This window comes from Luteimonas sp. A277 (assembly GCF_054052045.1).
Map to the genome: position 1 here is coordinate 198,736 of NZ_JBSVRG010000001.1, position 21,809 is coordinate 220,544.

Genomic DNA, 21,809 nt, shown 5'->3' on the forward strand with positions numbered 1-21,809 from the left:
AGGTGGGATGGTGCGGATTCCGGGCCATCCTAGGCGAAGCGGCCGATGCCGGACACCTGCCATCGGGCAGGGGCGTGGGTTGCCTGTTGCCCATTGGGGCCGCCATGGGCGCGCGGCAGGCCGGGATGCTGAAGGGCGCGAAGCCGGCCGGACGCACCGGGCCGCGGGCGTTGCGGATAAACTGCGCCGATGGACAAGACAGACATGACGGCCCACGGCGAGTACAAGGTGCCGGGCGGCAAGCTGGTGGTGGTGGACCTGGTGATCGACGCCGGGCGGATGACTGCGGTGCAGGTGAGCGGGGATTTCTTCCTCGAGCCGCCCGGTGCGCGTGACGCCATTGATGCGGCGCTCGAAGGCCTCCCGGTCGAGACGGGCCAGGCGGAGCTGACCGCAGCCGTTGAAGCGGCATTGGGCCCGGACACGCAAGTGTTCGGGATCACCGCTGAAGGCGTGGCGGTGGCAGTGCGCCGCGCGCTGGGAGACACCACGGCGGGCACCGGAGGCCAGGCATGAGCCGCACGCAATGGCAGGACCACGATTGGCGCCTGGTGCACATGGAGCCGCAGGCGCCGGCACTGCACATGGCGCTGGACGATGTGATGCTGGACGAAGTGGCCGCCGGCCGCAGCCCACCCACGCTGAGGGTGTGGGAGTGGGGCGCTTCGGCGGTGGTCATGGGCCGGTTCCAGTCGCTGCGCAACGAGGTGGACATGGAAGCCGCGCAACGCTACGGGATCCAGGTGGTACGCCGGATCAGCGGAGGCGGGGCCATGTTCATCGAGCCGGGCAACACCATCACCTATTCGGTGGTGGCACCGGAGTCGCTGGTGCATGGCATGGATTTCGAGCAGGCCTATGCATACATGGATGAGTGGGTGATCGAGGCCCTGGCCGGGCTGGGGGTAAAAGCGTGGTACGTGCCGCTGAACGACATCACCTCGCCCGCGGGCAAGATTGCCGGTGCGGCCCAGGCCAGGCGCCGCGGGACGGTGCTGCACCACGTGACCATGGCCTATGACATCGATGCGGTGAAAATGCTGGACGTGCTGCGCATCGGCCGCGAGAAGCTGTCCGACAAGGGCACCAAGAGCGCGCTCAAGCGCGTGGATCCGCTGCGCAGCCAGACCGGCCTGCCGCGGGCCGAGGTGATCCAGCGGATGATCGAGACGTTTCGCAGCCGTCACGGCGGACTGGAGCAGGCCTCGCTGCACCCGGATGAGATGGGCCGCGCCGTGAAGCTTGCGCGGGAAAAGTTCGACACCCCGGAGTGGACCGCGCTGCTGCCCTGAAGCTGCCGTTCAGCTCCTACACGCAGGCTTCTCGACGGGGCCCGTACCGTTCTGCTCGACGAATCAGAGCAGGACGTTCAATGGGATCCCTTGCCAGAGCCCGACCATCCGCCGAAACGCATGCATATGCATTTGACGATGCACCCGCTGCCACCTGTCCGGTCACGGGCGCGCGCGCAGTTATGCTGCGCGACTTCATTGCCGATAACGCTTTCCCCTGCGTAGGCGCGAAGACCGCGCTCTCGCGCGATTCAATACGCATCCGTGAATGCGGACGCCTGGGCGACGCCAGCAATGACGCGCCGCTGTTGGAAGGTCTGGGCGCGTTCGCGAGGATGCTGGACAGGGCGGAGCCGGACAAATACACGCTGTATTCCTTCGTGGCCGTGTTTGACGGGCCCACGGATACAGATGAACAGCGCTTCGAAGCCCTGCTGTGGTCGCAGCTGCAGCGGCTGCACGATCTGGATGTGCGTCGGGGTGCCAAGTGGGCCGGGGATGTGAGCAACGATCCGGCGAGCCCGCACTTCAGCCTGAGCCTGGCCGGTCATCCATTCTTCGTGATCGGCCTGCATCCGGGTGCGTCGCGGCAGGCCCGCCGGTTCGGCTTCCCGGCGCTGGTGTTCAACTCGCACCGCCAGTTCACCCGACTGCGTGCCGATGGTCGCTACGCCAGGATGCAGACGGCCATCCGCAAGCGTGACACCGCGCTGCAAGGCTCGATCAATCCCAACCTGGCCGACTTCGGCCAGGCCAGCGAGGCGCTGCAGTACAGTGGCCGGGCGGTTGAACAGGGTTGGCAGTGCCCGCTGCGGGTAAGGAAGACGCAATGAAGCAGACGGTGGTTGAACGCATTGACCCGTGCTCCGGCCGGGCGGTGGAGCTGGAGGCCGGCGACGAGCTGGTGGTGATCGATCCGATGGGCCAGCAGGTGAGTGATCTCACCGCGTTCGCGCGCGACGACCTGGCCGAATACCTTTCCTCCGGGCGCTCGATCGACTACGCGTCGAAGCTGTGGCTGACCACCGGCGACGTGCTGTATTCCAACCGCAGCCGGCCGATGTTCACCATCCTGGAGGACACCTGCGGTCGCCACGACTTCACCCTGACGCCGTGCTCGAAGCGGATGTTCGAGCTGCTCTACGACGAGAAGGAAGGGCGTCCCGGCTGCGAGGGCAACCTGGCTGCCGCCTTGGCGCCGTGGGGAATCGGCGTGGACCGGGTGCCGATCGCGTTCAACATCTTCATGCACGTCACCGTGGATGGCGAGACCGGGCAGATCGCGGTGCGGCCCCCGATGAGCAAGCCCGGGGATTTCGTGCGGCTGCGCGCGGAGATGCCGATGGTGGTGGCCATGACGGCATGTTCGGCCGGTCAGTCCAACAATTTCAGCTACAAGCCGATCGACTTCTTCGTCGAGCGTCGCGGCGGTGCCATCGCTGATGACCGCCCCGGCGAACGCTAGTCTTCTTCCAGCGCCGCCTCGCGGCCCTGCTGGCGGATCAGGGCCAGCTCGCGCGCATCGTTGATCGCGTCGCGTACGCCGTCCAGGTCAATGGTGCTCTCGTCGAAGGTGAAGCGGCCGGTCAGGGGTGTATCCGGTTGCAGCTGGCCGGCCTCGAACAGCGCCCACATCTCTTCGCCATACCAGGTGTCGAGCAGCTCGGGTGCCCAGCGGCCGAGGCTGGCCGTGAGATTGTTGACATCGCGCAGCAGCATCGTGCGGGCGGAGTTGTTGCCGGCGGCGTTGACCACCTGCGGGAAATCGATCAGCACCGGCCCGTCAGGATCGACCAGGATGTTGTACTCGGACAGGTCGCCGTGGATCAGCCCGCAGCACAGCATCTGCACCACCTGGCGCACCAGGACGGCATGGAATTCGCGGGCCTGCTCTTCACTGAGGTCCACCTCGCCAAGTCGCGGTGCGGGAAATCCGCCCGCGTCGCTGACCAGCTCCATCAGCAGCACGCCGTGGAAGAAGCCGTGTGGTTCCGGTACGCGCACGCCGGCGTCGCGCAGCTGATAGAGGGCGTCGACCTCGGCGTTCTTCCATTCCGCTTCCTGCTGGCGGCGGCCGTAGCGGCTGCCACTGGCCACGGCGCGGGTCTCGCGGCTGCCGCGTGACTTGCGGCCTTCCTGATACTGCGCACGCTTCTGGAAGCTGCGCTGCGCCATGTCCTTGTACACCTTGGCGCAGCGGACCTCGCCGCCGGAGTGCACCAGGTACACCGCGGCTTCCTTGCCGCTCTTGAGCGGGCGGATGACTTCGTCGATGACGCCTTCTTCAATCAGCGTCAGCAGGCTTGCTGGAGTTCTCACGGGGTCCCCGAAGTGGGTCGCGGCGGGCACGGCCCAGCGACGGACGCACAGTCTGGACGAAACGGGCGCCGGGCGCGCGACGGGGCGCATGTCGCAGGGATAAGCTGTTCAGCGTGAAGTCCGCCCCACGTCCCATCTTCGACGGTGTTCCTGCCAGCCGGTTCCAGCTGCCACCCGGGCCGTGGGCCACCGTGTTTGATGCTCTGTGTGCGCACTTTCCCAGGGTCGCACCGGAGACCTGGCGCGACCGCTTCGCGCGGGGCCGGGTGCTGGATGCGGAAGGCCGCGCGCTGGAGATTGGCGCCCGCTACCGGGTGGGGGCAGTGATCCACTATTTCCGCGAAGTGGAGAACGAGCCGCCCGTTCCCTTCGCCGAGGCCGTAGTGCATGTCGATGCGCACCTGGTGGTGGCGATGAAGCCCCATTTCCTGCCGGTGGCGCCCACCGGCGCCTGGGTGCGGGAAACATTGCTGACCCGGCTGGTAGAGCGTTTCGACAACCACGCCCTGGTGCCGCTGCACCGGATCGACCGCGACACCGCGGGGCTGGTGATGTTTTCGGCCAACCCTGAAACGCGCTCGCAGTACCAGGCGCTGTTTCGCGAACGGCGTGTCCACAGGGAATACCTGGCGGTGGCACCGCCGTTGCCCGGACTGGAGTTTCCGTACGTACACCGCAGCCGGCTGGAGCGAGGCGAGCCATTTTTCCGTGTGTGCGAAGTGCCAGGGGAAGCCAACAGCGAGACCGTGGTCGATGTGCTGGAGCGGGGGCCGCAGGCCTGGAGCTATCGCCTGCAGCCGGTGACCGGGCGCAAGCACCAGCTGCGCGTGCACATGGCGGCGTTGGGGGCGCCGATCCTCAACGACCGGTTCTATCCGGAGCTGCAGGAAGAGGGTGCGGATGACCATGCCCGGCCGCTGCAGCTGTTCGCCCGCTCGCTGGCCTTTGATGACCCGCTGACCGGCGAAGCGAGGGCGTTCTCGGCGATGCCCGGGTTCAACGCCAAATCATGAATCAGACCGGGGCGAAAGGCTTGGCCTGCTTCTTCTCGCGCTTGTCGGCCTTCTTCTCTTTCATGGACTTGGCCGGTTTCTTCTTCTGATCTTTTTTCTGGTTCAGGCTCTTGCTCATTGGAACCTCCCGCGCGCCAGGGGCGCTGAACTGCGAATGCAGTTGCTGTGCAGCAGTATGCGCTTGTTTACCTTGGGGAAGTCCTTTGCCTGCAGGCCTCAGGGGGCGCCGTACAGTCGCTGGCAGGTCCCGCACCAGAATGCCCGACGCTGGACTTGGCCCAGGTGCCTGCCTGTTTCGCCCTGCCGTGGCTGGTGTCGGCGGCGCTGTTCGCCAGGGCCCGCTGAGGCGAGCGAAATACGTGGGCACATTGATGCTCCCGCGACGCTTTCCCCCGGTATGCTCGGCTGGTCTGGACCGGTTGCGGTTCCATGCCAGCCGGTCTGCCGATTTCCATCCAGATGGGGAGCGCACGATGAATCCGCTGGCTGACTGCGCATGAGCGCCTTTGCCGCGCCCATGTACGGCCCGGCGCCGGCGCCGCTGGTGGGCGACGATCGCCTGTTGACGGGGCTGGTGCTGGGGGTGATGTCGTTCTGGCTGTTCGCCCAGACGGTGCTCAACATCGCGCCGGTGCTGCAGGCCGACCTGGGCTTGGCCACCGGCACGATGAACATTTCGGTCGCGCTGACGTCGCTGTTCGCGGGGATCTTCGTGGTGGTGATGGGCGGGCTGGCCGACCGGGTGGGGCGGGTGCGGATCACGCGCATCGGCTTTGGGCTGGGCATCGCCGGCTCGCTGATGGTGGCGATGACGCCGGCCGGCTCCCTGGCCGCACCGGTGCTGCTGGGCGGGCGGGCGCTGCAGGGGCTGTCGGCCGCTTGCATCATGCCGGCCAGCCTGGCGCTGCTGAAGGCCGGCTGGGACGGCGCCGGGCGCCAGCGGGCGATATCGATGTGGTCCATCGGCACCTGGGGCGGTGCCGGGCTGTGCTCGCTGGTAGGCGGGCTGATGGCGGAGAACTTCGGCTGGCGCTCGATCTTCTGGATGGCGGTGCTGGTGAGCGTGGCCGGGTTGTGGCTGCTGCGCGGCACGCCGGAAAGTCGGGCGCCGGTCCGGAAGGACTGGAAGTTCGACCTGCCGGGAGTGCTGGCCTTCATGGTGGCGCTGTTGGCGCTGCAGGTGCTGGTGATCCAGGGCAGCGCGCTGGGCTGGGCATCGCCGGCTGCGCTGGGCCTGATGGCGGCGGGGGGCGTGGCGGGCGCGGTGTTTTTTGTGGTGGAGCGCCGCTCGCAGCATGCGTTTGTTGATTTCGACCTGTTCCGCAACCGCACCTACACCGGTGCGACACTGTCGAATTTCCTCGTCAACGGGGCCGCGGGCACGCTGGTGGTGTCACTGCAGCTGGTACAGAGGGGCGGTGGCATGGATGCGCAGCAGGCCGGCCTGCTGACGTTGGGCTATGCGGCGGCGATCATCGGCTTCATCCGTGTGGGCGAGAAGCTGCTGCAGCGTTTCGGCCCGCGCCGGCCGATGCTGTGGGGCTGTTCGATCACCGCGCTGGGGATCGTGCTGCTGATGCCGACCCAGCTGTATCTGCAGCATTACCGGGGACTGGCGCTGGTGGGTTTCACCCTGTTCGGCCTGGGGCTGGCGTTCTATGCCACGCCGTCCACCGATGCGGCGATGTCCAACCTGCCACCCGAGCAGGGCGGGGCAGGCGCGGGGATCTACAAGATGGCGTCCTCGCTGGGGGCGGCGTTCGGAGTGGCGATTTCCGCAGCTGTCTTCACCGCGCTGTCGGGCGATGGTGGCGGGGTCCCCTGGCTGCAGGCGCTGACCACGTTCGCCGGACGCCAGGACAACCTCGCCCTGCGCGAGGCCGCGTTCGTCGCCCTGGCCTGCAACCTGGCCATGGTTCTGGCGGCGATCGTGGCGATCATGCTGACCATTCCGGCCGGCAGGCGACGGGCGGGCGGATAGCGTGGCGCAGGCGGCGGTGCGGATTGGCTGCGCGGGCTGGTCGATCCCGTCACGGTTGCCGGCGTTGCTGGACCGGCGCGTTGTTGATGCCGGCGCCGATTGCTAGGCTGCGTGATCGACTTTCAGGGGGTTGTGGATGGACAGGCGTCAGTTCATTGGGCGTGCGGCGATTGCGGCATTGCTGCCAGCGCTGGGCACGGGAGGAATGGCGGCAGCACAAGGCACGCCATCGGTGCCCGGCGGCGGGCGATTGTTGCCGGTGGCGCTCAATCCCGGGGACACGGTCGGGCTGGTGAGCCCTTCGTCGGCGGTGGACGATTCATTCAATCTGCAGCTGGCCCAGGAGGTGTTGGAGGCGCTGGGCTTCCGGGTCAAGACCGGCCGCCACTATGGCGACCGGCGCGGGCATCTGGCGGGGCTGGATGCCGGGCGCGCGGACGACATCAACACCATGTTCGCCGATCGCGAGGTCAGGGCAGTGGTATGCGTACGCGGCGGCTCAGGCGGAGCACGCCTGCTGCCGCTGCTGGACTACGACGTGATCCGTGCCAATCCCAAGGCGCTGCTGGGCTACTCAGACGTGACTGCATTGCACTGCGCGATCCAGGCGAAGACCGGGCTGGTGACCTTCCACGGCCCGAACGGATCGGGCAGCTGGAACCGTTTCAACGCGGACCAGTTCCGGCGGCTGTTCTTCGATCGCGAGCTGATGCAGTACCGCAATGTTGATGATCCGGGCGATGAGCTGGTGCAGCGCCGCAACCGGACCGTCACCATTGCCGGTGGCAAGGCGCGGGGCGAGTTGGTTGGCGGCAACCTGACCGTACTGACCGCGTTGGCAGGCTCGCCTTACATGCCGGACTTCGACGGCAAGATCCTGTTCCTGGAGGACGTGTCGGAAGCGCCCTACCGGGTGGACCGCATGTTCAGCACATTGAAGCTGATGGGTGCGCTGGACCGGATCGCCGGCTTCATTTTCGGAGAGTGCACCGACTGCACTCCCGGGCGCGGACACGGTTCGCTGACGCTGGAGCAGATCCTCGATGACCACATCCGGCCGCTGGGCATTCCCGCTTACCGCGGCGCGATGATCGGCCACATCCGCCAACAGTTCATCGTGCCGGTGGGCGGCAACGTGGAAATGGATGCCGATGCCGGCACGTTCCGCCTGCTGGATCCGGTGTTCCAGTGATGGCTAGAGCTGCCCGCCGCGGGGGGCGTTTACCAGCTTGAAGTAGTCGCGCAGGTTTCTCGGCCGGTACGACGGATCCGCGTCCCAGCGTTGCAGCACGCTGGAGTGGAGCGACTGAGTGGGGTCGGTCTGGATGGTGTCCTCGTCAGGCTGGGTATCCGTGCGCGCGGCCAGGCCGATGACGCGGTCGTTGCCGGCGCGGTCAGGCGGTACAGCCCGGTCTTGGAGTTGTGCAGCATGCCGAGCGGATCGGGGCGCAGCGGACCGGCTTGGGCTTGAACGCCCAGCGGGCGGCTTCAAACGGTGCCCGCCGCTCGTCGATGGCGAGCGCATGGGCGGCGTTGCGCACCGACCCGCTCAGTTCGACATCGTGGAAGCGGTACTTGTGGGCGGTCAGCGAACGCAGGCCGCGCACCGGGATGCCGAGCGCGCCCACCGTGTCCCAGACGCCGATGAACTGGATGGGGATGGTCTCGTCCCCGGTCACCGAGCAGTCCCGGCGGAACCGCGCCGGACCGTCGTCATCGGGGTGGCGGTCATCGCCATACAGGGACACCGCTTCATCGGCTTGCTACCGGCGTCTGGTTCGCCGGAGATTACGTGGTCCGGCGGATCAACAGGCCAGCGGGGAAGCGCGGATGCTGCGAAGGCTCAGCGCACGGATGCGGTTCGCGTTGCCGCCTGGCAGTGCGGTTGTTCGAACCAGTCCAGTACGGCGGGTGCCAGGGCGTCGAGCTGCATCGGCAGGCTGAGGTGGTCTTCGCCCGGCAGCTCGAGATAGCGGGCGTGCGGGGCCGAGGCGGCCAGGGTGCGCCCGTGTTCGACCGGGACGTGACGATCAGCATCGCCATGCACCAGCAGCGGGCAGGGGACGTTGGCGAGCGCAGCAACGACGCTGACTCCGCCCAGTGGCAGATCGAGCGTGGTGCCGGCCTGCAGGATGGCCGCGTCGAGAGCGGCATCGTTCAACTGCCACTTCATCCACTGCCGGGTGAACCAGGCGGAGGGAGGGGCAGGCGCGTCGGTGAGCATGTACGGCACCATGTCGCGGATGGCCTCGTCGGCCACGGCGAACGACTCCATGGCAACCACGCTGTCGGCACCGATCTGCGGGTTGGCGCCGGCGAAGAGCGCGGTCGCGGCGCCATACGACACGCCCAGCAGGTGCAGCGGACCGACGATTTCACCGCGCTGGCGCAATGCGGCCACCACGTCGGCCACGTCGTCCGCCTCACGCGTTCCGTAACCCGAAGGCGCCTGGCCCGACCGGCCGTGATTGCGCAGGTCGATGGCGACCGTGCGGTAGCCGGCTTCGCCCAGGCGCAGTGCCCAAGGGAGCATTGAGTCGCCGTGCATCATCCAGCCGTGCAGCAGCACCACGGTGCCGCGTGGCGTTGCCGCGGGCGAGGTGGGGACGTCGAAGTCGAGGGTGGGAAAGGTGTCGGCGACGGTGTCGCCCTCCGGCCATGACAGCTGCAGGTCATAGGCGCCGGGGTCGATCACGCGCCAGAACATGTCAACGCCGTCGCGGTTGGTGACGTACCCCTCGCGGTCCGGCAGACGCCCGAGCGCAGCGTCGATCGGCCCGGGTGGCAGCAGCGGCGACGTGCCGCCCGGCGCGACCAGCTGTGTGGCGAGCGCGGCGGACGTTCCCGGCCAGGAGGAAAAACCAGCCGCCAGGAGGCAGGCGGCGAGCACGATGATGATACGAAGCAGCATGGGCACATCGAAGCAAGGTGGCCCTTCAGACTAGTGTTACGACGGGCGGCCCTCTACCTTGCCCGTATGACAGGGTGATGACAGTTATGGCGCCATTCAGCGCGCCAGCACGCCGCCGTCGATGGGGTAGTAGCCGCCGGTGATGAAGCTCGAGCGCGGGCTGGCCAGGAACAGCACCAGTTCGGCCACTTCTTCCACCTCGCCCAGGCGGCCCATGGGCGGCACGTTGGCGAGCTCGCGGCGCTGCTCCTCGGGCACGTAGTCGATCAGGTCGGTGTTGATGTAGGTGGGGCCAACCGCGTTGGCGCGGATGCCCTGGGTGGCGTATTCCAGCGCGATGTTCTTGGTCAGGCCGACCACGCCGTGCTTGGCCGCGGTGTAGGGCGAGAGGCCGGGCACGCCGGCCGCGCCGGCAACGCTGGCCATGTTGACCATCACCCCGCCGCCGTTTTCCAGCATGGCCGGGATCTGCAGCCGCGCGCCGTAGAAGATGCCCGACAGGTTGATGCGGATCACCCGGTCCCAGACCTCGATCGGCTGTTCGGCGGTCGGCAGGAACTCGTGGCTGATACCAGCATTGTTGACGGCGATGTCCAGCCGGCCGAACTCTTCAATGGTGCGGGCGATCAGCCCGGCGTGGTACTCGGGGTCGGACACGTCGCCGGGAAAGAAGATGGCCTTGCCACCCGCGGCGCGGATGGCCTCCAGCGTCTGGTTTCCGCCCTTTTCGTCGATGTCTGCAATGACGATATTGGCGCCTTCCTGCGCCAGCTTGAGGGCGATGCCGCGGCCCAGGCCGGAGCCCGAACCGGTGACGATCGCGGGTTTGTCTTTCAGGATCATGGATTCCTCCAGAGGCAGGCTCAGCGTGCGAGCATGCCGCCGTCAACGGGGTAGTAGGCGCCGGTGATAAAGCTCGAGTTCGGGCTGGCGAGGAACAGGACCAGTTCGGCGACTTCCTCCACTTCACCCAACCGGCCCATGGCATGTACCTCTTCCAGGGTGGCGCGCTGCTCGGCGGGGACGAAGTCGATCAGCTCGGTCTTGATGAAGCCCGGTCCGACCGCGTTGGCACGGATGCCCTGCGTCGCGTAGTCCACGGCAATGTTCTTGGTCAGGCCGACCACGCCGTGCTTGGCGGCGGTGTAGGGAGACAGGCCGGGGAAGCCGATCGCGCCGGCAATGCTGGACATGTTCACCAGCACGCCGCCGCCGCTTTCGAGCATCGCCGGGATCTGCACCCTGGCGCCGTAGAACACGCCCGACAGGTTGATGCGGATCACCCGGTCCCAGACCTCGATCGGCTGTTCGGCGACCGGAAGGAACTCGTGGCTGATGCCGGCGTTGTTGACCGCGATGTCCAGGCGGCCGTAAGCCTCCTTGGTGCGGGCGATCAGATCGACGTGGTATTCGGGATCGGACACGTCGCCCACCACCAGGGTGGCCTTGCCGCCGGCTGCAGTGATGGCCTCAAGGGTTTGGTTGCCACCCTTGTCGTCAATGTCTGCGATGACGATGTTGGCGCCTTCCTGCGCCAGCTTGAGGGCGATGCCGCGGCCCAGGCCGGAGCCTGCGCCGGTGACGATTGCGGTTTTGTCTTTCAGGATCATTATTTACTCCTGCTGGCCTTGCGGCCGGTTACTCGGATGGGTTGTGCGAGAGGTAGGCGCCGATGGCGGCCAACTCCTCGTCGTTGATCTCGGTCTTGCGGAAGAACGGCATCACCGAGATGCCGTTGCGGACGATGATCGCGACGAATTCCGGCGTGAGGTTGGTGCGGTCCTCGAGTGTGCCGGGCATTGCGTCGCCATAGCGCGCTTCCAGAGCCTGCGTGCCCGGATGTCCTGGACCGCGGGCGTGGCAGGCCGCGCACCAGTACTCGTACAGCTGCTGGCCCCCACGGAGGTGCTCGGGAACCTGCTTGGCAGGAGGTGCCGGTTGGGAACCGGCGGCGGTGGCGACGGCAGCAGGGGCGATGTCGGTCTTGGGTGTGCCGGGTGCCGCTGCCTCCGGCTGCGGCGCGTTGGCGGTGTCACTGTCCGCACACGCGGCCAGGGAAAGCATCGCCGCCAACAACAGCGCTAGGGTGACCATAGGCGTCCTCATTTCGCGCCCTCCCGATAGCGGCGCGGCCAGATCCCGCCCCGGCCGGGCGCGATGATGCCCTCCGGGTCGGCCGCGTCCTTCAGCTGTTCCTGGAAGCGCAGCAGCATGTTGTTGTTGTAAGAGTAGGTTCCGGCCACCGCGTCCTGGAACACTGGCGCGGTGCGGTACTCGGTCCACCCGTGGTCGGCGGCAATGCGGATCAGGTCGTAGAAGTCCTGCACGGCCTTGCTGTTGTGGGCCTTGTCCGAGCGCGAGACGAACACCGGGAATAGATACACGTAGGTGCGGTACTGCCAGGTCTGCGGCACGTTGGTGACCCCGATGGGCGCCGAGGTGATCTTCAGCTCCTGTGCGGCTTTGCGGAAGACTTCGTGGGCGCGTATGAAGGACTCGCCGGAGCGGGCAATGATGGGGGAGAACCACACATGGCCATCGCCAGGCTCGGGCATCGCGTCGGAGCGGGCGCCGATCGAAAAGATGGACATGTCGGGCACGCCGATCGCCACCTTGTGCCGGACACCGGACGTGGCCGCCTCGTTGCGCAGCGGATCCGCGTAGCTTTCGATTTGCTCGAACTGCACGCCGGGGATGTCGCCAAACAGCTTTTGCGCGTAGGCCCAGCTGGCCTCGACGGTGTCCTTCGGCCCATAGAAGTTGAGCAGGACATTCCAGTATTCGAGCCCGTGCTTGTCGGCGTAGGCCTCGTATTCCTCCACGCTGGCCCCGCCCGGCTGGGTGACCAGTTCCATCAGCTCGGGCGTGGGCTTGTAGACCTCCGGCTCGATCTGCATGCACAGCGGATCCATGGGACAGCTGTAGCGCGGATGGCCGATCAGGCCCTGGTCCTCCATGCGGTTGACGCCATCGATCAGCGGGATCAGGTCGCGGTATCGGGGCACCTTGACCATGGTGCATAGGTAATGGTCGGGCGCCGGCTGCATCCAGAAGCCCATCTTCGTGACGATGCCGAAGTTCGCCTGGGCAAACAGGCCGTCGACGTAGGCGCCGAAGCCGTACTTGTTCTCGCCCCAGGTCTCTGCCCCGGGAACCGCGGCCATGCCGGTGCGCATGATCTCGCCGTCGGGCAACACCACTTCCATGCCGCAGTGCGAGCCGAAGTGGTCGCGGTAGTTCATCCATGTGTAGCCGACGCCGTGGTCGAGCGCGTTGCCGAGCGGGCTGCCCCAGCCCGGGTCGGGCACGTCCATCATCAGCCGCTTGCCGTGCTCCTGGATGTGCTTGTACAGGTCGAAGTACGACACGCCCGGCTCGACGATGCAGAAGTTCCTGCGGTCGTCGACCTCGATGACGCGGTTCATGCGCTTGAGGTCGACGATGAAGGTGCCGGTCATGTTGGGCGCCGAACCGCCGTAGCCAAGGTTCTTGCCGGTGGAAATGGGGAACAACGGCAGCTTGTATCGATTGGCGATGCGCACCACGGCCTGCACTTCTTCGGTCGAGGCAGGCGCAACGGCACCGGATGGCACCGGTTCGCTCTCCTCGTCCCAAACGGGCGAGTAGGCGTCGCGATACAGCGCGATGTCCTCGTCGCTGGTAAATACCCACTCCTCGCCGACAATCTTGCGGAACTCTGCGATGGCGGCATCGAAGTCGGCCTGGCTGACGTCAGGGGGAAGTTTCATGTGGTGGATCCTTGTTTGAATGCAGGGCGGGGCGCCATGACCCAGGCATGCAGGGGGGCCGCGTCGGCGCGCCTGTTCGCGGTGGTGGTGCTCTGCAGTCGGGCGGTCTGTGGGCGACCGCCGTGACCGGGGCAGCGGACCATGGCGTGGGCCATGCAGGCGCCGTAGTCGGCGCCGTGGGCAACGCCCGCATCGAAGGCGTGCAGGATGTCTTCGGCGCCCCGCAGCGAGTGGGTGACGGTGCCGCGCCCGTCGGGGCGATGCTCGCTGCGGAATACGACCCGCAGCCCGTGGTCGCGGGCCGACTGTTCCAGCAGTAGCAGCGGGGTGAGGCTGGTGAGCCCACCGATAGGCCGTGGCGCGGTGCGCCACAGCTGCAGCAGCTGCTGCCAGACCGGGGTGATGTCGTGGCCGATGCCAAGGGTGGGAAGGCCCAGGCGCACCGCGGCTGCCGCGAAGCTGGCGCTGTGTGTGCGCGAGGGCTCAAACAGCACGGTTTCCAGCCTGAGCCGGGTGCCGCCCGGGCCCAGCATGGCAGCCAGGCCCGGGCCGCCGGTCAATGCGCCGGCGGCGGTGGCGAGGCCGGCGGTGGCCAGCGAGCCCTGCAGGAATTGGCGGCGGGTGGTCACGAGGCGGGCTCCGGTCAAGCCACTGATTCGAAGGCTACGGCCACGGCCTCGCCACCGCCGATGCACAGGGTGGCGATGCCGCGTTTGGCCTTGCGGTCCTGCATGGCGTGGACAAGGGTGGCGGTAATGCGCGCGCCGCTGGCGCCGATCGGATGGCCGATTGCCAAGGTGCCGCCGTTGACGTTGATCTTCTCCGCCGGCACGCCCAGGTCCTTCATGACCGCCATCGGCACTGCGGCCATGGCTTCGTTGATCTCGAACAGGTCCACGTCGTCCACCTTCCAGCCGGTCTTCTGCAGAAGCTTGCGCAGCGCGCCCACCGGGGCGGTGGTGAACCGTTCGGGCTCCTGGGAGTGGGTAGCGTGCGCCACCACCCGTACCAGGGGCGTGACGCCCAGGCGTTTCACCGCAGCCGCGCTCATCAGCACCGTGGCGGCCGCACCGTCGCAGAAGCGCGAGGCGCTGGCGGCGGTGATGCTGCCGTCGGGACTGAAGGCGGGCCTGAGCGAGGACAGCTTGTCCAGGTCGATGCTGGCAGGCATTTCATCGGTGTCGATTACACGCCGCTCGCCCTTGCGGTCGGTGTACTCGACCGGAGTGAGTTCGGCTTGCAGCCGGCCGGCCTGGACGGCTTCGCGGGTGCGCAGCACGGTGCCGCGGGCGTACTCGTCCTGCTGCTCGCGGGTGAAGCCGTACTCGTCGGCGGTCGCCTGGGAGAAGGTGCCCAGCACGCGGCCGTCGGGGTTGTTCAGGCCGTCGCGCATCAGGTGATCGACCAGACCGGCATCACCCAAACGCACGCCACCACGGACCTGTGCCAGATGCGGAGCCAGGGTCATGTTCTCCATGCCGCCGGCCACCACCACGTCCGCCGAGCCGGCAAGGATGCCGTCGCGGGCGATCATGATGGCCTTCAGGCCGGAGCCGCAGACCTTGTTGATGGTGGTGGCACCGGCCTTGAGGGGGATGCCCGCGGCCATGGCCGCCTGCCGTGCGGGCGCCTGGCCTTCGCCGGCGGTGAGCACGTTGCCCATGTAGACCTCGTCCACTTCGCCCGGATCGAGCTTGATCGCGTCCAGCGCGGCACGGATTGCGGTTGCGCCCAGTTCAACGGTGGGGACATGCGAAAACTGCCCGAGCAGCGACCCGATCGGGGTGCGCTTGGCGGATACCAGAAAGACTTCGTTGGGTGACATGCGGCTCTCCTGCTGTGTGGCGTGGCGACATCAACAGGATAGGTCGATTGACCTATTTGGTCAAATGACCTACGCTCGGGCACCCCGCAGAACCGCAGTGGCCAGCCCATGTCCCCTCCAAGCGTGACCACGCCCGAGCGCATCATGGATGCGGCGGAAGCACTGTTCGCCGAACACGGCTACGACGCCGTTTCCACCCGCGCCATCACCGAACTGGCAGGCGTCCGGCTGAACTTGCTGTCCTATCACTTCGGCTCCAAGGAAAAGCTGTTCCAGGCGGTGATCGACCGCCGTCTGGACGTGATCGTGCAGCGGCGCGAACAGGCGCTGGAACAGCTGCGCGGGGCAGGCGGGCCGGTGACGGTGGGCGGTGTGTTGCGTGCCTTCATCCACCCCTATTTCGAGCTGTCCCACGGCGATCGCAGCTGGTTGAACTATGCGCGACTTGTAGCGCTGACCAGCCAGTCCGAGCGTGATTACCAGGTGCTCGACCAGTACATGCAGCGCACCGTGCGCGCCTTCATGCGCGCACTGCGGGAAGCGTTGCCGGATGTGTCGCCGAAGACCATCCGCGCCGGCTTCTATTACGCGATCACGCTGATGATGTCATCGTTCTCCGGCATGAACCGGATCGACGGGCTGGTGGAAGGGACGAAATCGGTGAAGTCGCTGGAACGTGCCGCCCGCCCGCTGGTCACGTTCGCCGAGGCGGGCATCCTGGCGCTGGCGGCGGCCGATCGCGAGCGGGCGACAAACACATGACTGCAAGGATCAATATATGAGTATCAAGACCATCCACGTTGCCGCCGGTGGCGGCTTCGATCACGTATCCATCGGCACCAGCGAGCCCGTGCCACCCGGTCCGGGCGAGATCACCGTGCGCCTGCGCGCCAGTTCGCTGAACTTCCACGACTACCTGGTGGTAAGCGGGGTGACGGGGCCGAAGGAGCGGCGCATCCCGATGTCGGACGGCGCCGGTGAGGTGACCGCGGTGGGCGATGGGGTGACGGAGTTCGCCATCGGTGACCACGTGGTCAGCACCTTCTTCCCCGACTGGCTGGATGGCGAGCCGCAGGCGGAAGGTTTCGGCCGCGTGCCGGGTGATGGTATCGACGGCTATGCCCGCGAGCAGGTGACCAGGCCCGCAACCGCCTTCACCCTTGCCCCTGAAGGCTGGAGCCACGCCGAGGCGGCAACGTTGACCACCTCCGGCCTCACCGCCTGGCGCGCCCTGTTCGAGAACGGGCGCCTGAAGCCGGGCGAAACCGTGCTGGTGCAAGGCACCGGCGGCGTATCGATCTTCGCGCTGCAGCTGGCGAAGATGGCCGGCGCCCGGGTGATCGCCACCTCCTCCAGTGACGCCAAGCTGGAGCGGCTGCGCGGGATGGGTGCGGACGAGTTGATCAACTACCGCGAAGACCAGGAATGGGGCCAGACCGTGCGCCGCATGACGGACGGCCGCGGCGTGGACCACGTGATCGAGGTGGGCGGCCCGGATACGCTGATGCAGTCGATGCTGGCGGCCCGCGTGGGCGGGCACGTCTCGCTGATCGGCGTGCTCACGGGCGCCGAGGGCCAGCTGCCGCTGGGCCTGGCCTTGGCACGGCACCTGCGGCTGGAAGCACTGGTGGTGGGCAGCCGCCGCCAGCAGCAGGACATGGTGCGCGCGCTGGAAGTCAGCGGTGTGCGTCCGGTCCTTGACCGGCACTTCCCGCTGGATGAGCTGGTGGCCGCGTTCCGGCACCAGGAGAGCGGTCAACACTTCGGCAAGGTCGTGATCGACATCTGATGCGATACGTTGCCGCGCCGGTCTGCTGCATGATGGGGGAATGACGGGAGAGCCCAGGACATCGACCGTGGATGAATCCACGTCCGGCGGCATGCTGCGCAGCATGGTCACCGTGCGTCCCCTGGCGCGGCCGCGGTTGGCGTTCGCGGTCCGCTCGGGACTGTGCATGGGTGTTCCGGTGCTGGTGGGCTGGCTGCTTGGCGATATCTCCGCGGGGATGATGGCGGCAACCGGCGGCTTCACCGCGCTGTATGGACGCGGACGGCCCTACCGCAGCCGGGCGGTGGAGCTGGGGATCATCGCGCTGGCGTTCGCGCTGGTGGTGGGGGTCGGCAACGCGGTGTCGGCGGTGCCCTGGGCGGTGGTGCCTACGGTGGTGCTGATTGCGATGCTCTCCACCTGGCTGGGCAATGCGCTGAGGATCGGTCCGCCGGGTGCGTACATGTTCATGATGGCTGGCGCCGCGGCCACGGCAATGCCTGCCGATCACATCAATCCGGCTGAAGCGTTCGTGCTTGTGCTCAGCGGCGGCGCGTTCGCCTGGCTGGCGCATATGAGTGGCGCGCTGCTGCGCCCGCGCGGACCGGAGGAGCGGGCGGTGAAGGCGGCGGCGCGTTCGGTGGCGGGCTATATGGAAGCGGTCGGATCGGGCCGCGAAGGCGGTGCGCGCCAAGTGGCGGCGCAAGCGCTCAGCGATGCCTGGAATGCCCTGGTGAGTTTCCAGCCTGCGCATGCGGGGGCCGACACGTCACTGGCTGGATTGCGCCAGCGCACGCGTGCGTTGAACAGCCTGTTCTCAAGCGCGATGGAAGCGGCGGCGGAAGACAGGCCGTTGCCCGACGATGCGCCGGTGCAGGCCCGCCAGCTGGGCGAACTGGAGCGCGAGCCGCCGGCAGAGCTGGTGGCCAAGCGGGCCCGTGCACCGCTTGGCCACATGGATGCCCGGGCGCTGCTGCGTGAATCCCTGCGGCTGCGGTCCATGTCGATGCTGGTGGTGGCGCGGGTCGGCGTGGCCGCAGTGGCGGCCGGTGGCATCGGCGTGCTGTTGGGTCTGGATCGCGCCTACTGGGCAGTGGCGGCGGCAGTGCTGATGCTGCACCAGGGGCGGGAATGGCTGGACATGGTCCAGCGCAGCGTCGAGCGCGTGGTGGGCACCTGGATCGGTCTGCTGCTGGCGGGGGCGCTGCTGTGGCGCTATCCGGAAGGGCTGTGGCTGGTGGCCATGATCATGGTGCTGCAGTTCACGGTGGAGATGATGATCCTGCGCAACTACGCGCTCGCGGCGATCTTCATCACCGCTGCGGCGCTGACCCTGGCTACGGGCGGGGTGCCGGTGCCTGACCTGGGCAGTTTCCTGTTGGCGCGCGGCGTGGATACCGCGGTGGGATGCGCGGTGGCGCTGGTGGTGTTCCAGCTGACCTGGCCGCGGGCTTCGGCCGCGCTGATTCCCGAGCAGCTGAGGCGAAGCTTCACCGCGATTGAAACGGTGGCCGCGCAGCTGGCCAACGGCGCGGTGGCTGGTGATGCCGCGCGTGACGCACGGCGCGAGCTGCAACACCGGTGTTTCGTGTTGCTGGAAGCCTACCGGCAGGGGGCCACCGCGTCGCGCCAGCCGCGTCGCGAGGTTGAGCGGCTGTGGCCGGCGATTGCGGCCACGGAGGAATTGGCGTTCCGGGTGTTGACATCGTGCTGGGCCGTCGAGCGCCTGGACGAGGAGGCCGGGCGCGAGGCAGCGCGGTCCATGTTCGGCCAGGGCGGGCTGCAGGCCCTGCGGGATGCGTTGGGGCAGGCCGCACTGGCAGTGGATGGCAACAAACCCTCGGATGTTCGGGTGCCGGACGTGCCCGGCTTCCTTGAGGAGGAAGTGGCCGCACTGCATCGCGGCCTGCGCAGCGATCGCGCTTGATGGTTTGGCAACGGGATTGGTCTGCAGCAATGACCGCAGGTGCGACTGCTGCGCTATCTTTGCCGCTCTGCCAGAACACAACGGAGTCCCCATGCGCATGTTTGCTGCCGTCCTGCTTGCCGCTGTTGCGCTGTCCGCCCATGCGGCGGAGCCGGCTGTTTACGGTGAGCCTTTCACCGATGGCCCCGCGGTGCTGGTCTCCGCGGCCATCGCCGACTTTGATGCCCACGCAGGTGAGCCACAGAGCTTCAGCGGCCGCATCACCGAGGTCTGCCAGACCAAGGGCTGCTGGATGATGCTCGAGCATGAAGGCCAGGCCGCCCGGGTGATGTTTGGCAACCACGCCTTCTTCCTGCCCAAGGACACCACTGGCAGCGCCGTGGTGCACGGGGTGCTGGAGCGCAAGGAATTGACCCCGGAGCAGGTGGAGCACTTCACCGGCGACAGCGGCAGCGGCGCCCCGGCCGAGCCGGTGGAATACCGGATCGTCGCCGACGGGGTGCGCGTGCAGTCCTGACCCGAGGGGCTGTCAGGCGTCGTCCTGCAGGGCGACGACCTCGTTGACCACGCTGTAGTGGCTGATGCGCTCGCCGTCCCAGTGGTAGTGCAGGTGCGGGCCCTGCACGGCCGGCGCAATGAGGTCCGGGTAGAACACCGCCAGGCACTGTCCGCCATGGTGGCGCACGCTGTCGTACACGATCCCGTTGCTGCCCGTGGCATGCCAGCGGCGCGCGGCCGCCTGGCTCGCAGCGTAGCTGTCCGGGTCATGCAGTTCCGGCCAGCCGCGGCGGAGGTCGTGGAAAATGCCTTTCACATTGGCCAGGTAGCAGCGCATCTGCAGGGTGCAGGCCGGCTCACCGGTGAATGCCAGGAACCGGGCGCGGTGGAACACGGTTTCGGCAATCGCCGTTTCCCGCTCGCGGGCAGCGTAGTACACGCCCCAGGTGCCATCGGAGAAGCGTGAACCGTCCGGGCTGGGGTGGGTGAAGGCGGCCATGATCGGCGTGGTGCCCGGCCCGCTGATGCGCCGCTCCGGCGGCACCAGCGACAGCTCGCCCAGCTCCTGGCGCAGGCGCGGGTTGGTCATGCCTTCCAGTTCGAACAGGGCGTCCAGATCGTCCGGCGAAGCGATGCGGTCGAACAGGCCTACCGGCGGGAAGCGGCTGGGCACGATGCGCCAGCTGGGCCGCCACGACACCCGCGTGCGCCGGGGCAGGGCGGCCGTATTCATCCGCGCTGGGCATCCAGGTACTGGCGAACCACGAACAGGTCCGATACCTGGCCGCCGAGCATGCGCTCCAGCGCGCTGCGTCCGCCGAACAGCGGGGCCTGGTTGGCGCGCTTGACCCAGGCATCGGCCTGCGCCGGGTTGGCGAACAGCACCTGCAGTGCCTTCCAGATGCCGAGCAGGTAGCTGATGCGTTCCAGCGAATCGCGCGGCAGGGCGCCGTCCAGATCACGCTTCCAGCGGAAGAAGGTGGAGCGGCCGGGACTGCCAAGCAGAAGGCGCTCCTGCTCGGTGCTCAAGCCCCAGAGCCGCGTGATGTTGAAGAACGCCCGCAGCGCCGGACCGGCGAGGTCGCGGTTTGGCACCGGGGGCGCTTTGGTAGCAGAAACGGTCATGGATCCAACATTAGTCCCAATCGGGACTAATGTCTACCCCGATTGCAGGAGCGCGCCCAGGCGTGCTGGCTGTTCCCGCGGCGCTTGGGTACGCCAGATTCCCGAGGTGGCTTCTATGATGGGGGGACACAGGAGAGGCTTATGAACGAGTTGATGACGGCGATTGCCATTCGCGGCGGCAAGGGACCTGCCGATGCGCTGCATCCGGTGCAGGTCGCCAGACCGGTGCCGCGGGCGGGGGAGATCCTGATCCGGGTGCTGGCGGCCGGGGTCAACAGGCCCGACATCGTCCAGCGCGACGGCAACTACGCGCCGCCGCCCGGTGCGCCGCAAACTTTGGGGCTGGAAGTGTCCGGTGAAGTGGTGCACGGCGCTGGCCGCTGGCAGGCGGGCGACCGGGTCTGCGCGCTGCTGGGTGGCGGAGGCTATGCGGAATACGTGGCCGTGGATGCACGCCATGTGCTGCCTATGCCGTCGGGACTGGAGCCATTGCAGGCCGCGGCGCTTCCGGAAACGCTGTTCACGGTCTATGCGAATGTTTTTGAGCATGGCCGCCTTCAGGCCGGGGAGACCCTGCTCGTGCACGGGGCGACATCGGGCATCGGAGTGGCCGCGATCCAGATGGCCAAGGCCGCTGGCGCGCGGGTGATCGCCACCGGCCGCGGTGCGGACAAGGCGGAGGCGGCGCGGGCGCTTGGTGCGGACATCGCCATCGACAGCACCAACGAGGATTTTGCTGAGGTGGCCCGCGAGGCCGGCGGCGTGGACGTCGCGTTGGACATGGTGGGCGGCCCGTTCCTGGAGCCGACCCTGAAGGCGCTCAACACCGGCGGGCGCATCGTCTATATCGCCGCCCAGGGCGGCAATGATCTGCTGGTGCCGGCATTCACGGTGATGCGCAAGCAGGCGGTCATCACCGGATCGCTGCTGCGCCCGCGCAGCGCCGACGAGAAGGCCCGCCTCGCCGCCGAGGTGGAACGCGTGGTGTGGCCCTGGGTGGAAGCGGGCAAGGTGCGCGCCGTGGTGGACCGCAGCTTCCCGCTGCGGGAAGCCGCCGCCGCCCACGCCTACCTTGAGAGCGGTCGACACACCGGCAAAGTAATGCTGGTAACCGGCTGATCCTGCACAACGGCCATGGCGCGCTCCTACCGGAGGGCCTTCGATTGGTGCCGAGGTAGGTATAGGCCTCGCGATCAGGGGCCGCGAGGCTCGCCTTCGCCATCGACGGCGCGGTTGACTACCTTGACCTTGCCGTTGTCATTGAGCGAATAGGTTGCGGTGATGTTGCGGTAGTCCCGCGGCTCGTGGCGCATCGGCAGGCGCGCGATTTCATGCCAGGTGCCCAGGTAGCGCTGCAGGTCCACCGAAGGAACGGTGGCAGGTTCATGGCTTTTCATCATC

At 67.5% G+C, this 21,809-nt stretch carries 23 protein-coding genes and 1 pseudogene; 12 read left to right on the forward strand and 12 right to left on the reverse strand.

Features of this window, described 5'->3' with window-relative positions; all coding sequences use genetic code 11:
• Positions 1–189 precede the first annotated feature (189 nt).
• From ACW7G2_RS00915 to ACW7G2_RS00930, 4 genes are all read left to right on the forward strand, one after another.
• On the forward strand, positions 190–516 hold the full coding sequence (locus tag ACW7G2_RS00915) for a biotin--protein ligase (protein WP_456971771.1): 327 nt from the start codon (positions 190–192) through the stop codon (positions 514–516).
• Positions 513–1,292 (forward strand): lipoate--protein ligase family protein, encoded by a 780-nt coding sequence (locus ACW7G2_RS00920; protein WP_456971773.1) that lies wholly within the window; start codon positions 513–515, stop codon positions 1,290–1,292. Before ACW7G2_RS00915 ends, ACW7G2_RS00920 begins: the two co-directional genes overlap by 4 nt.
• Before the next feature lie 182 nt (positions 1,293–1,474).
• On the forward strand, positions 1,475–2,125 hold the full coding sequence (gene gntA, locus ACW7G2_RS00925; protein ID WP_456971775.1) for a guanitoxin biosynthesis heme-dependent pre-guanitoxin N-hydroxylase GntA: 651 nt from the start codon (positions 1,475–1,477) through the stop codon (positions 2,123–2,125).
• The gene (locus ACW7G2_RS00930; protein ID WP_456971777.1) at positions 2,122–2,757 is read left to right on the forward strand and encodes a DUF1989 domain-containing protein; all 636 of its coding nucleotides are present in this window, start codon (positions 2,122–2,124) and stop codon (positions 2,755–2,757) included. The genes gntA and ACW7G2_RS00930 overlap by 4 nt, the downstream gene beginning before the upstream one ends.
• On the opposite strand, the gene ACW7G2_RS00935 is transcribed toward ACW7G2_RS00930, so the two are convergent.
• Positions 2,754–3,611, reverse strand: coding sequence for a PA4780 family RIO1-like protein kinase (locus ACW7G2_RS00935; RefSeq protein WP_456971779.1), 858 nt, complete (start codon positions 3,609–3,611; stop codon positions 2,754–2,756). The two genes, ACW7G2_RS00930 and ACW7G2_RS00935, sit on opposite strands and share 4 nt — an antisense overlap.
• A gap of 104 nt (positions 3,612–3,715) precedes the next feature.
• On the opposite strand from ACW7G2_RS00935, the gene ACW7G2_RS00940 reads away from it, so the two are divergent.
• The 3 genes from ACW7G2_RS00940 to ACW7G2_RS00950 all read left to right on the forward strand — a co-directional run bounded on the left by ACW7G2_RS00940 (position 3,716) and on the right by ACW7G2_RS00950 (position 7,797).
• A complete protein-coding gene (locus ACW7G2_RS00940) occupies positions 3,716–4,624 on the forward strand; it encodes a pseudouridine synthase (RefSeq protein WP_456972214.1) in 909 nt (302 codons plus the stop codon).
• A 496-nt stretch (positions 4,625–5,120) separates the two neighbouring features.
• A complete protein-coding gene (locus tag ACW7G2_RS00945; RefSeq protein WP_456971781.1) occupies positions 5,121–6,605 on the forward strand; it encodes an MFS transporter in 1,485 nt (494 codons plus the stop codon).
• A gap of 205 nt (positions 6,606–6,810) precedes the next feature.
• Positions 6,811–7,797, forward strand: coding sequence for a S66 peptidase family protein (locus tag ACW7G2_RS00950; protein ID WP_456971783.1), 987 nt, complete (start codon positions 6,811–6,813; stop codon positions 7,795–7,797).
• A gap of 202 nt (positions 7,798–7,999) precedes the next feature.
• Here ACW7G2_RS00950 and ACW7G2_RS00955 read toward each other — a convergent pair whose 3' ends face one another.
• From ACW7G2_RS00955 to ACW7G2_RS00990, 8 genes are all read right to left on the reverse strand, one after another.
• Positions 8,000–8,353, reverse strand: coding sequence for a phospholipase effector Tle1 domain-containing protein (locus tag ACW7G2_RS00955; protein WP_456971785.1), 354 nt, complete (start codon positions 8,351–8,353; stop codon positions 8,000–8,002).
• 95 nt (positions 8,354–8,448) lie between these two features.
• On the reverse strand, positions 8,449–9,516 hold the full coding sequence (locus tag ACW7G2_RS00960; RefSeq protein ID WP_456971787.1) for an alpha/beta fold hydrolase: 1,068 nt from the start codon (positions 9,514–9,516) through the stop codon (positions 8,449–8,451).
• A gap of 96 nt (positions 9,517–9,612) precedes the next feature.
• Complete coding sequence (locus ACW7G2_RS00965; protein WP_456971789.1) at positions 9,613–10,359, reverse strand: SDR family NAD(P)-dependent oxidoreductase; 747 nt, start codon at positions 10,357–10,359, stop codon at positions 9,613–9,615.
• 20 nt (positions 10,360–10,379) lie between these two features.
• Positions 10,380–11,126 carry an SDR family NAD(P)-dependent oxidoreductase gene (locus tag ACW7G2_RS00970; protein WP_456971791.1) on the reverse strand — a complete coding sequence of 249 codons (747 nt, stop codon included), beginning with the start codon at positions 11,124–11,126 and terminating at the stop codon, positions 10,380–10,382.
• A gap of 28 nt (positions 11,127–11,154) precedes the next feature.
• The gene (locus tag ACW7G2_RS00975; protein ID WP_456971793.1) at positions 11,155–11,622 is read right to left on the reverse strand and encodes a c-type cytochrome; all 468 of its coding nucleotides are present in this window, start codon (positions 11,620–11,622) and stop codon (positions 11,155–11,157) included.
• A complete protein-coding gene (locus ACW7G2_RS00980; RefSeq protein ID WP_456971795.1) occupies positions 11,619–13,265 on the reverse strand; it encodes an FAD-binding oxidoreductase in 1,647 nt (548 codons plus the stop codon). The genes ACW7G2_RS00975 and ACW7G2_RS00980 overlap by 4 nt, the downstream gene beginning before the upstream one ends.
• Positions 13,262–13,894, reverse strand: a complete 633-nt coding sequence (locus ACW7G2_RS00985; RefSeq protein WP_456971797.1) for a hypothetical protein — start codon at positions 13,892–13,894, stop codon at positions 13,262–13,264. Before ACW7G2_RS00985 ends, ACW7G2_RS00980 begins: the two co-directional genes overlap by 4 nt.
• Positions 13,895–13,908: 14 nt before the next feature.
• Complete coding sequence (locus tag ACW7G2_RS00990; protein WP_456971799.1) at positions 13,909–15,090, reverse strand: thiolase family protein; 1,182 nt, start codon at positions 15,088–15,090, stop codon at positions 13,909–13,911.
• A gap of 108 nt (positions 15,091–15,198) precedes the next feature.
• Here ACW7G2_RS00990 and ACW7G2_RS00995 point away from each other — a divergent pair, with 108 nt between their 5' ends.
• From ACW7G2_RS00995 to ACW7G2_RS01010, 4 genes are all read left to right on the forward strand, one after another.
• Entirely contained in the window at positions 15,199–15,852 is a 654-nt protein-coding gene (locus ACW7G2_RS00995) for a TetR/AcrR family transcriptional regulator (RefSeq protein ID WP_456971801.1), read from the forward strand.
• Positions 15,853–15,868: 16 nt separating this feature from the next.
• The gene (locus ACW7G2_RS01000; RefSeq protein WP_456971803.1) at positions 15,869–16,879 is read left to right on the forward strand and encodes a zinc-dependent alcohol dehydrogenase family protein; all 1,011 of its coding nucleotides are present in this window, start codon (positions 15,869–15,871) and stop codon (positions 16,877–16,879) included.
• Between the two features lie 67 nt (positions 16,880–16,946).
• Positions 16,947–18,785 (forward strand): FUSC family protein, encoded by a 1,839-nt coding sequence (locus tag ACW7G2_RS01005; protein WP_456971805.1) that lies wholly within the window; start codon positions 16,947–16,949, stop codon positions 18,783–18,785.
• A 97-nt stretch (positions 18,786–18,882) separates the two neighbouring features.
• Entirely contained in the window at positions 18,883–19,302 is a 420-nt protein-coding gene (locus tag ACW7G2_RS01010) for a DUF4920 domain-containing protein (protein ID WP_456971807.1), read from the forward strand.
• A 12-nt stretch (positions 19,303–19,314) separates the two neighbouring features.
• Here ACW7G2_RS01010 and ACW7G2_RS01015 read toward each other — a convergent pair whose 3' ends face one another.
• Together ACW7G2_RS01015 and ACW7G2_RS01020 are read right to left on the reverse strand one after the other, a co-directional pair.
• Positions 19,315–20,016, reverse strand: a complete 702-nt coding sequence (locus ACW7G2_RS01015) for an RES family NAD+ phosphorylase (RefSeq protein WP_456971809.1) — start codon at positions 20,014–20,016, stop codon at positions 19,315–19,317.
• The gene (locus ACW7G2_RS01020) at positions 20,013–20,408 is read right to left on the reverse strand and encodes an MbcA/ParS/Xre antitoxin family protein (protein WP_456971811.1); all 396 of its coding nucleotides are present in this window, start codon (positions 20,406–20,408) and stop codon (positions 20,013–20,015) included. Before ACW7G2_RS01020 ends, ACW7G2_RS01015 begins: the two co-directional genes overlap by 4 nt.
• 141 nt (positions 20,409–20,549) lie before the next feature.
• Between ACW7G2_RS01020 and ACW7G2_RS01025 the strand changes: the two genes are divergently transcribed.
• Positions 20,550–21,527, forward strand: a complete 978-nt coding sequence (locus tag ACW7G2_RS01025) for an NAD(P)H-quinone oxidoreductase (protein WP_456971813.1) — start codon at positions 20,550–20,552, stop codon at positions 21,525–21,527.
• A gap of 89 nt (positions 21,528–21,616) precedes the next feature.
• Here ACW7G2_RS01025 and ACW7G2_RS01030 read toward each other — a convergent pair.
• A pseudogene (locus ACW7G2_RS01030) lies at positions 21,617–21,805 on the reverse strand (lipocalin family protein); the annotation flags it as partial.
• Positions 21,806–21,809 lie beyond the last annotated feature (4 nt).

Excerpts from the sequence above, each read along its gene's own strand:
- ACW7G2_RS00990 (WP_456971799.1), bottom strand. The coding sequence starts at position 15,090 with ATGTCACCCAACGAAGTCTTTCTGGTATCCGCCAAGCGCACCCCGATC.
- ACW7G2_RS00920 (WP_456971773.1), top strand. The coding sequence starts at position 513 with ATGAGCCGCACGCAATGGCAGGACCACGATTGGCGCCTGGTGCACATG.
- ACW7G2_RS00950 (WP_456971783.1), top strand. The coding sequence starts at position 6,811 with ATGGCGGCAGCACAAGGCACGCCATCGGTGCCCGGCGGCGGGCGATTG.
- ACW7G2_RS00980 (WP_456971795.1), bottom strand. The coding sequence starts at position 13,265 with ATGAAACTTCCCCCTGACGTCAGCCAGGCCGACTTCGATGCCGCCATC.
- ACW7G2_RS01020 (WP_456971811.1), bottom strand. The coding sequence starts at position 20,408 with ATGACCGTTTCTGCTACCAAAGCGCCCCCGGTGCCAAACCGCGACCTC.
- gntA (WP_456971775.1), top strand. The coding sequence starts at position 1,475 with ATGCTGCGCGACTTCATTGCCGATAACGCTTTCCCCTGCGTAGGCGCG.
- ACW7G2_RS00960 (WP_456971787.1), bottom strand. The coding sequence starts at position 9,516 with ATGCTGCTTCGTATCATCATCGTGCTCGCCGCCTGCCTCCTGGCGGCT.
- ACW7G2_RS01010 (WP_456971807.1), top strand. The coding sequence starts at position 18,883 with ATGTTTGCTGCCGTCCTGCTTGCCGCTGTTGCGCTGTCCGCCCATGCG.
- ACW7G2_RS00930 (WP_456971777.1), top strand. The coding sequence starts at position 2,122 with ATGAAGCAGACGGTGGTTGAACGCATTGACCCGTGCTCCGGCCGGGCG.
- ACW7G2_RS01025 (WP_456971813.1), top strand. The coding sequence starts at position 20,550 with ATGAACGAGTTGATGACGGCGATTGCCATTCGCGGCGGCAAGGGACCT.
- ACW7G2_RS00995 (WP_456971801.1), top strand. The coding sequence starts at position 15,199 with ATGTCCCCTCCAAGCGTGACCACGCCCGAGCGCATCATGGATGCGGCG.
- ACW7G2_RS00915 (WP_456971771.1), top strand. The coding sequence starts at position 190 with ATGGACAAGACAGACATGACGGCCCACGGCGAGTACAAGGTGCCGGGC.
- ACW7G2_RS01015 (WP_456971809.1), bottom strand. The coding sequence starts at position 20,016 with ATGAATACGGCCGCCCTGCCCCGGCGCACGCGGGTGTCGTGGCGGCCC.
- ACW7G2_RS01000 (WP_456971803.1), top strand. The coding sequence starts at position 15,869 with ATGAGTATCAAGACCATCCACGTTGCCGCCGGTGGCGGCTTCGATCAC.
- ACW7G2_RS00975 (WP_456971793.1), bottom strand. The coding sequence starts at position 11,622 with ATGAGGACGCCTATGGTCACCCTAGCGCTGTTGTTGGCGGCGATGCTT.
- ACW7G2_RS00945 (WP_456971781.1), top strand. The coding sequence starts at position 5,121 with ATGAGCGCCTTTGCCGCGCCCATGTACGGCCCGGCGCCGGCGCCGCTG.
- ACW7G2_RS00965 (WP_456971789.1), bottom strand. The coding sequence starts at position 10,359 with ATGATCCTGAAAGACAAACCCGCGATCGTCACCGGTTCGGGCTCCGGC.
- ACW7G2_RS00970 (WP_456971791.1), bottom strand. The coding sequence starts at position 11,126 with ATGATCCTGAAAGACAAAACCGCAATCGTCACCGGCGCAGGCTCCGGC.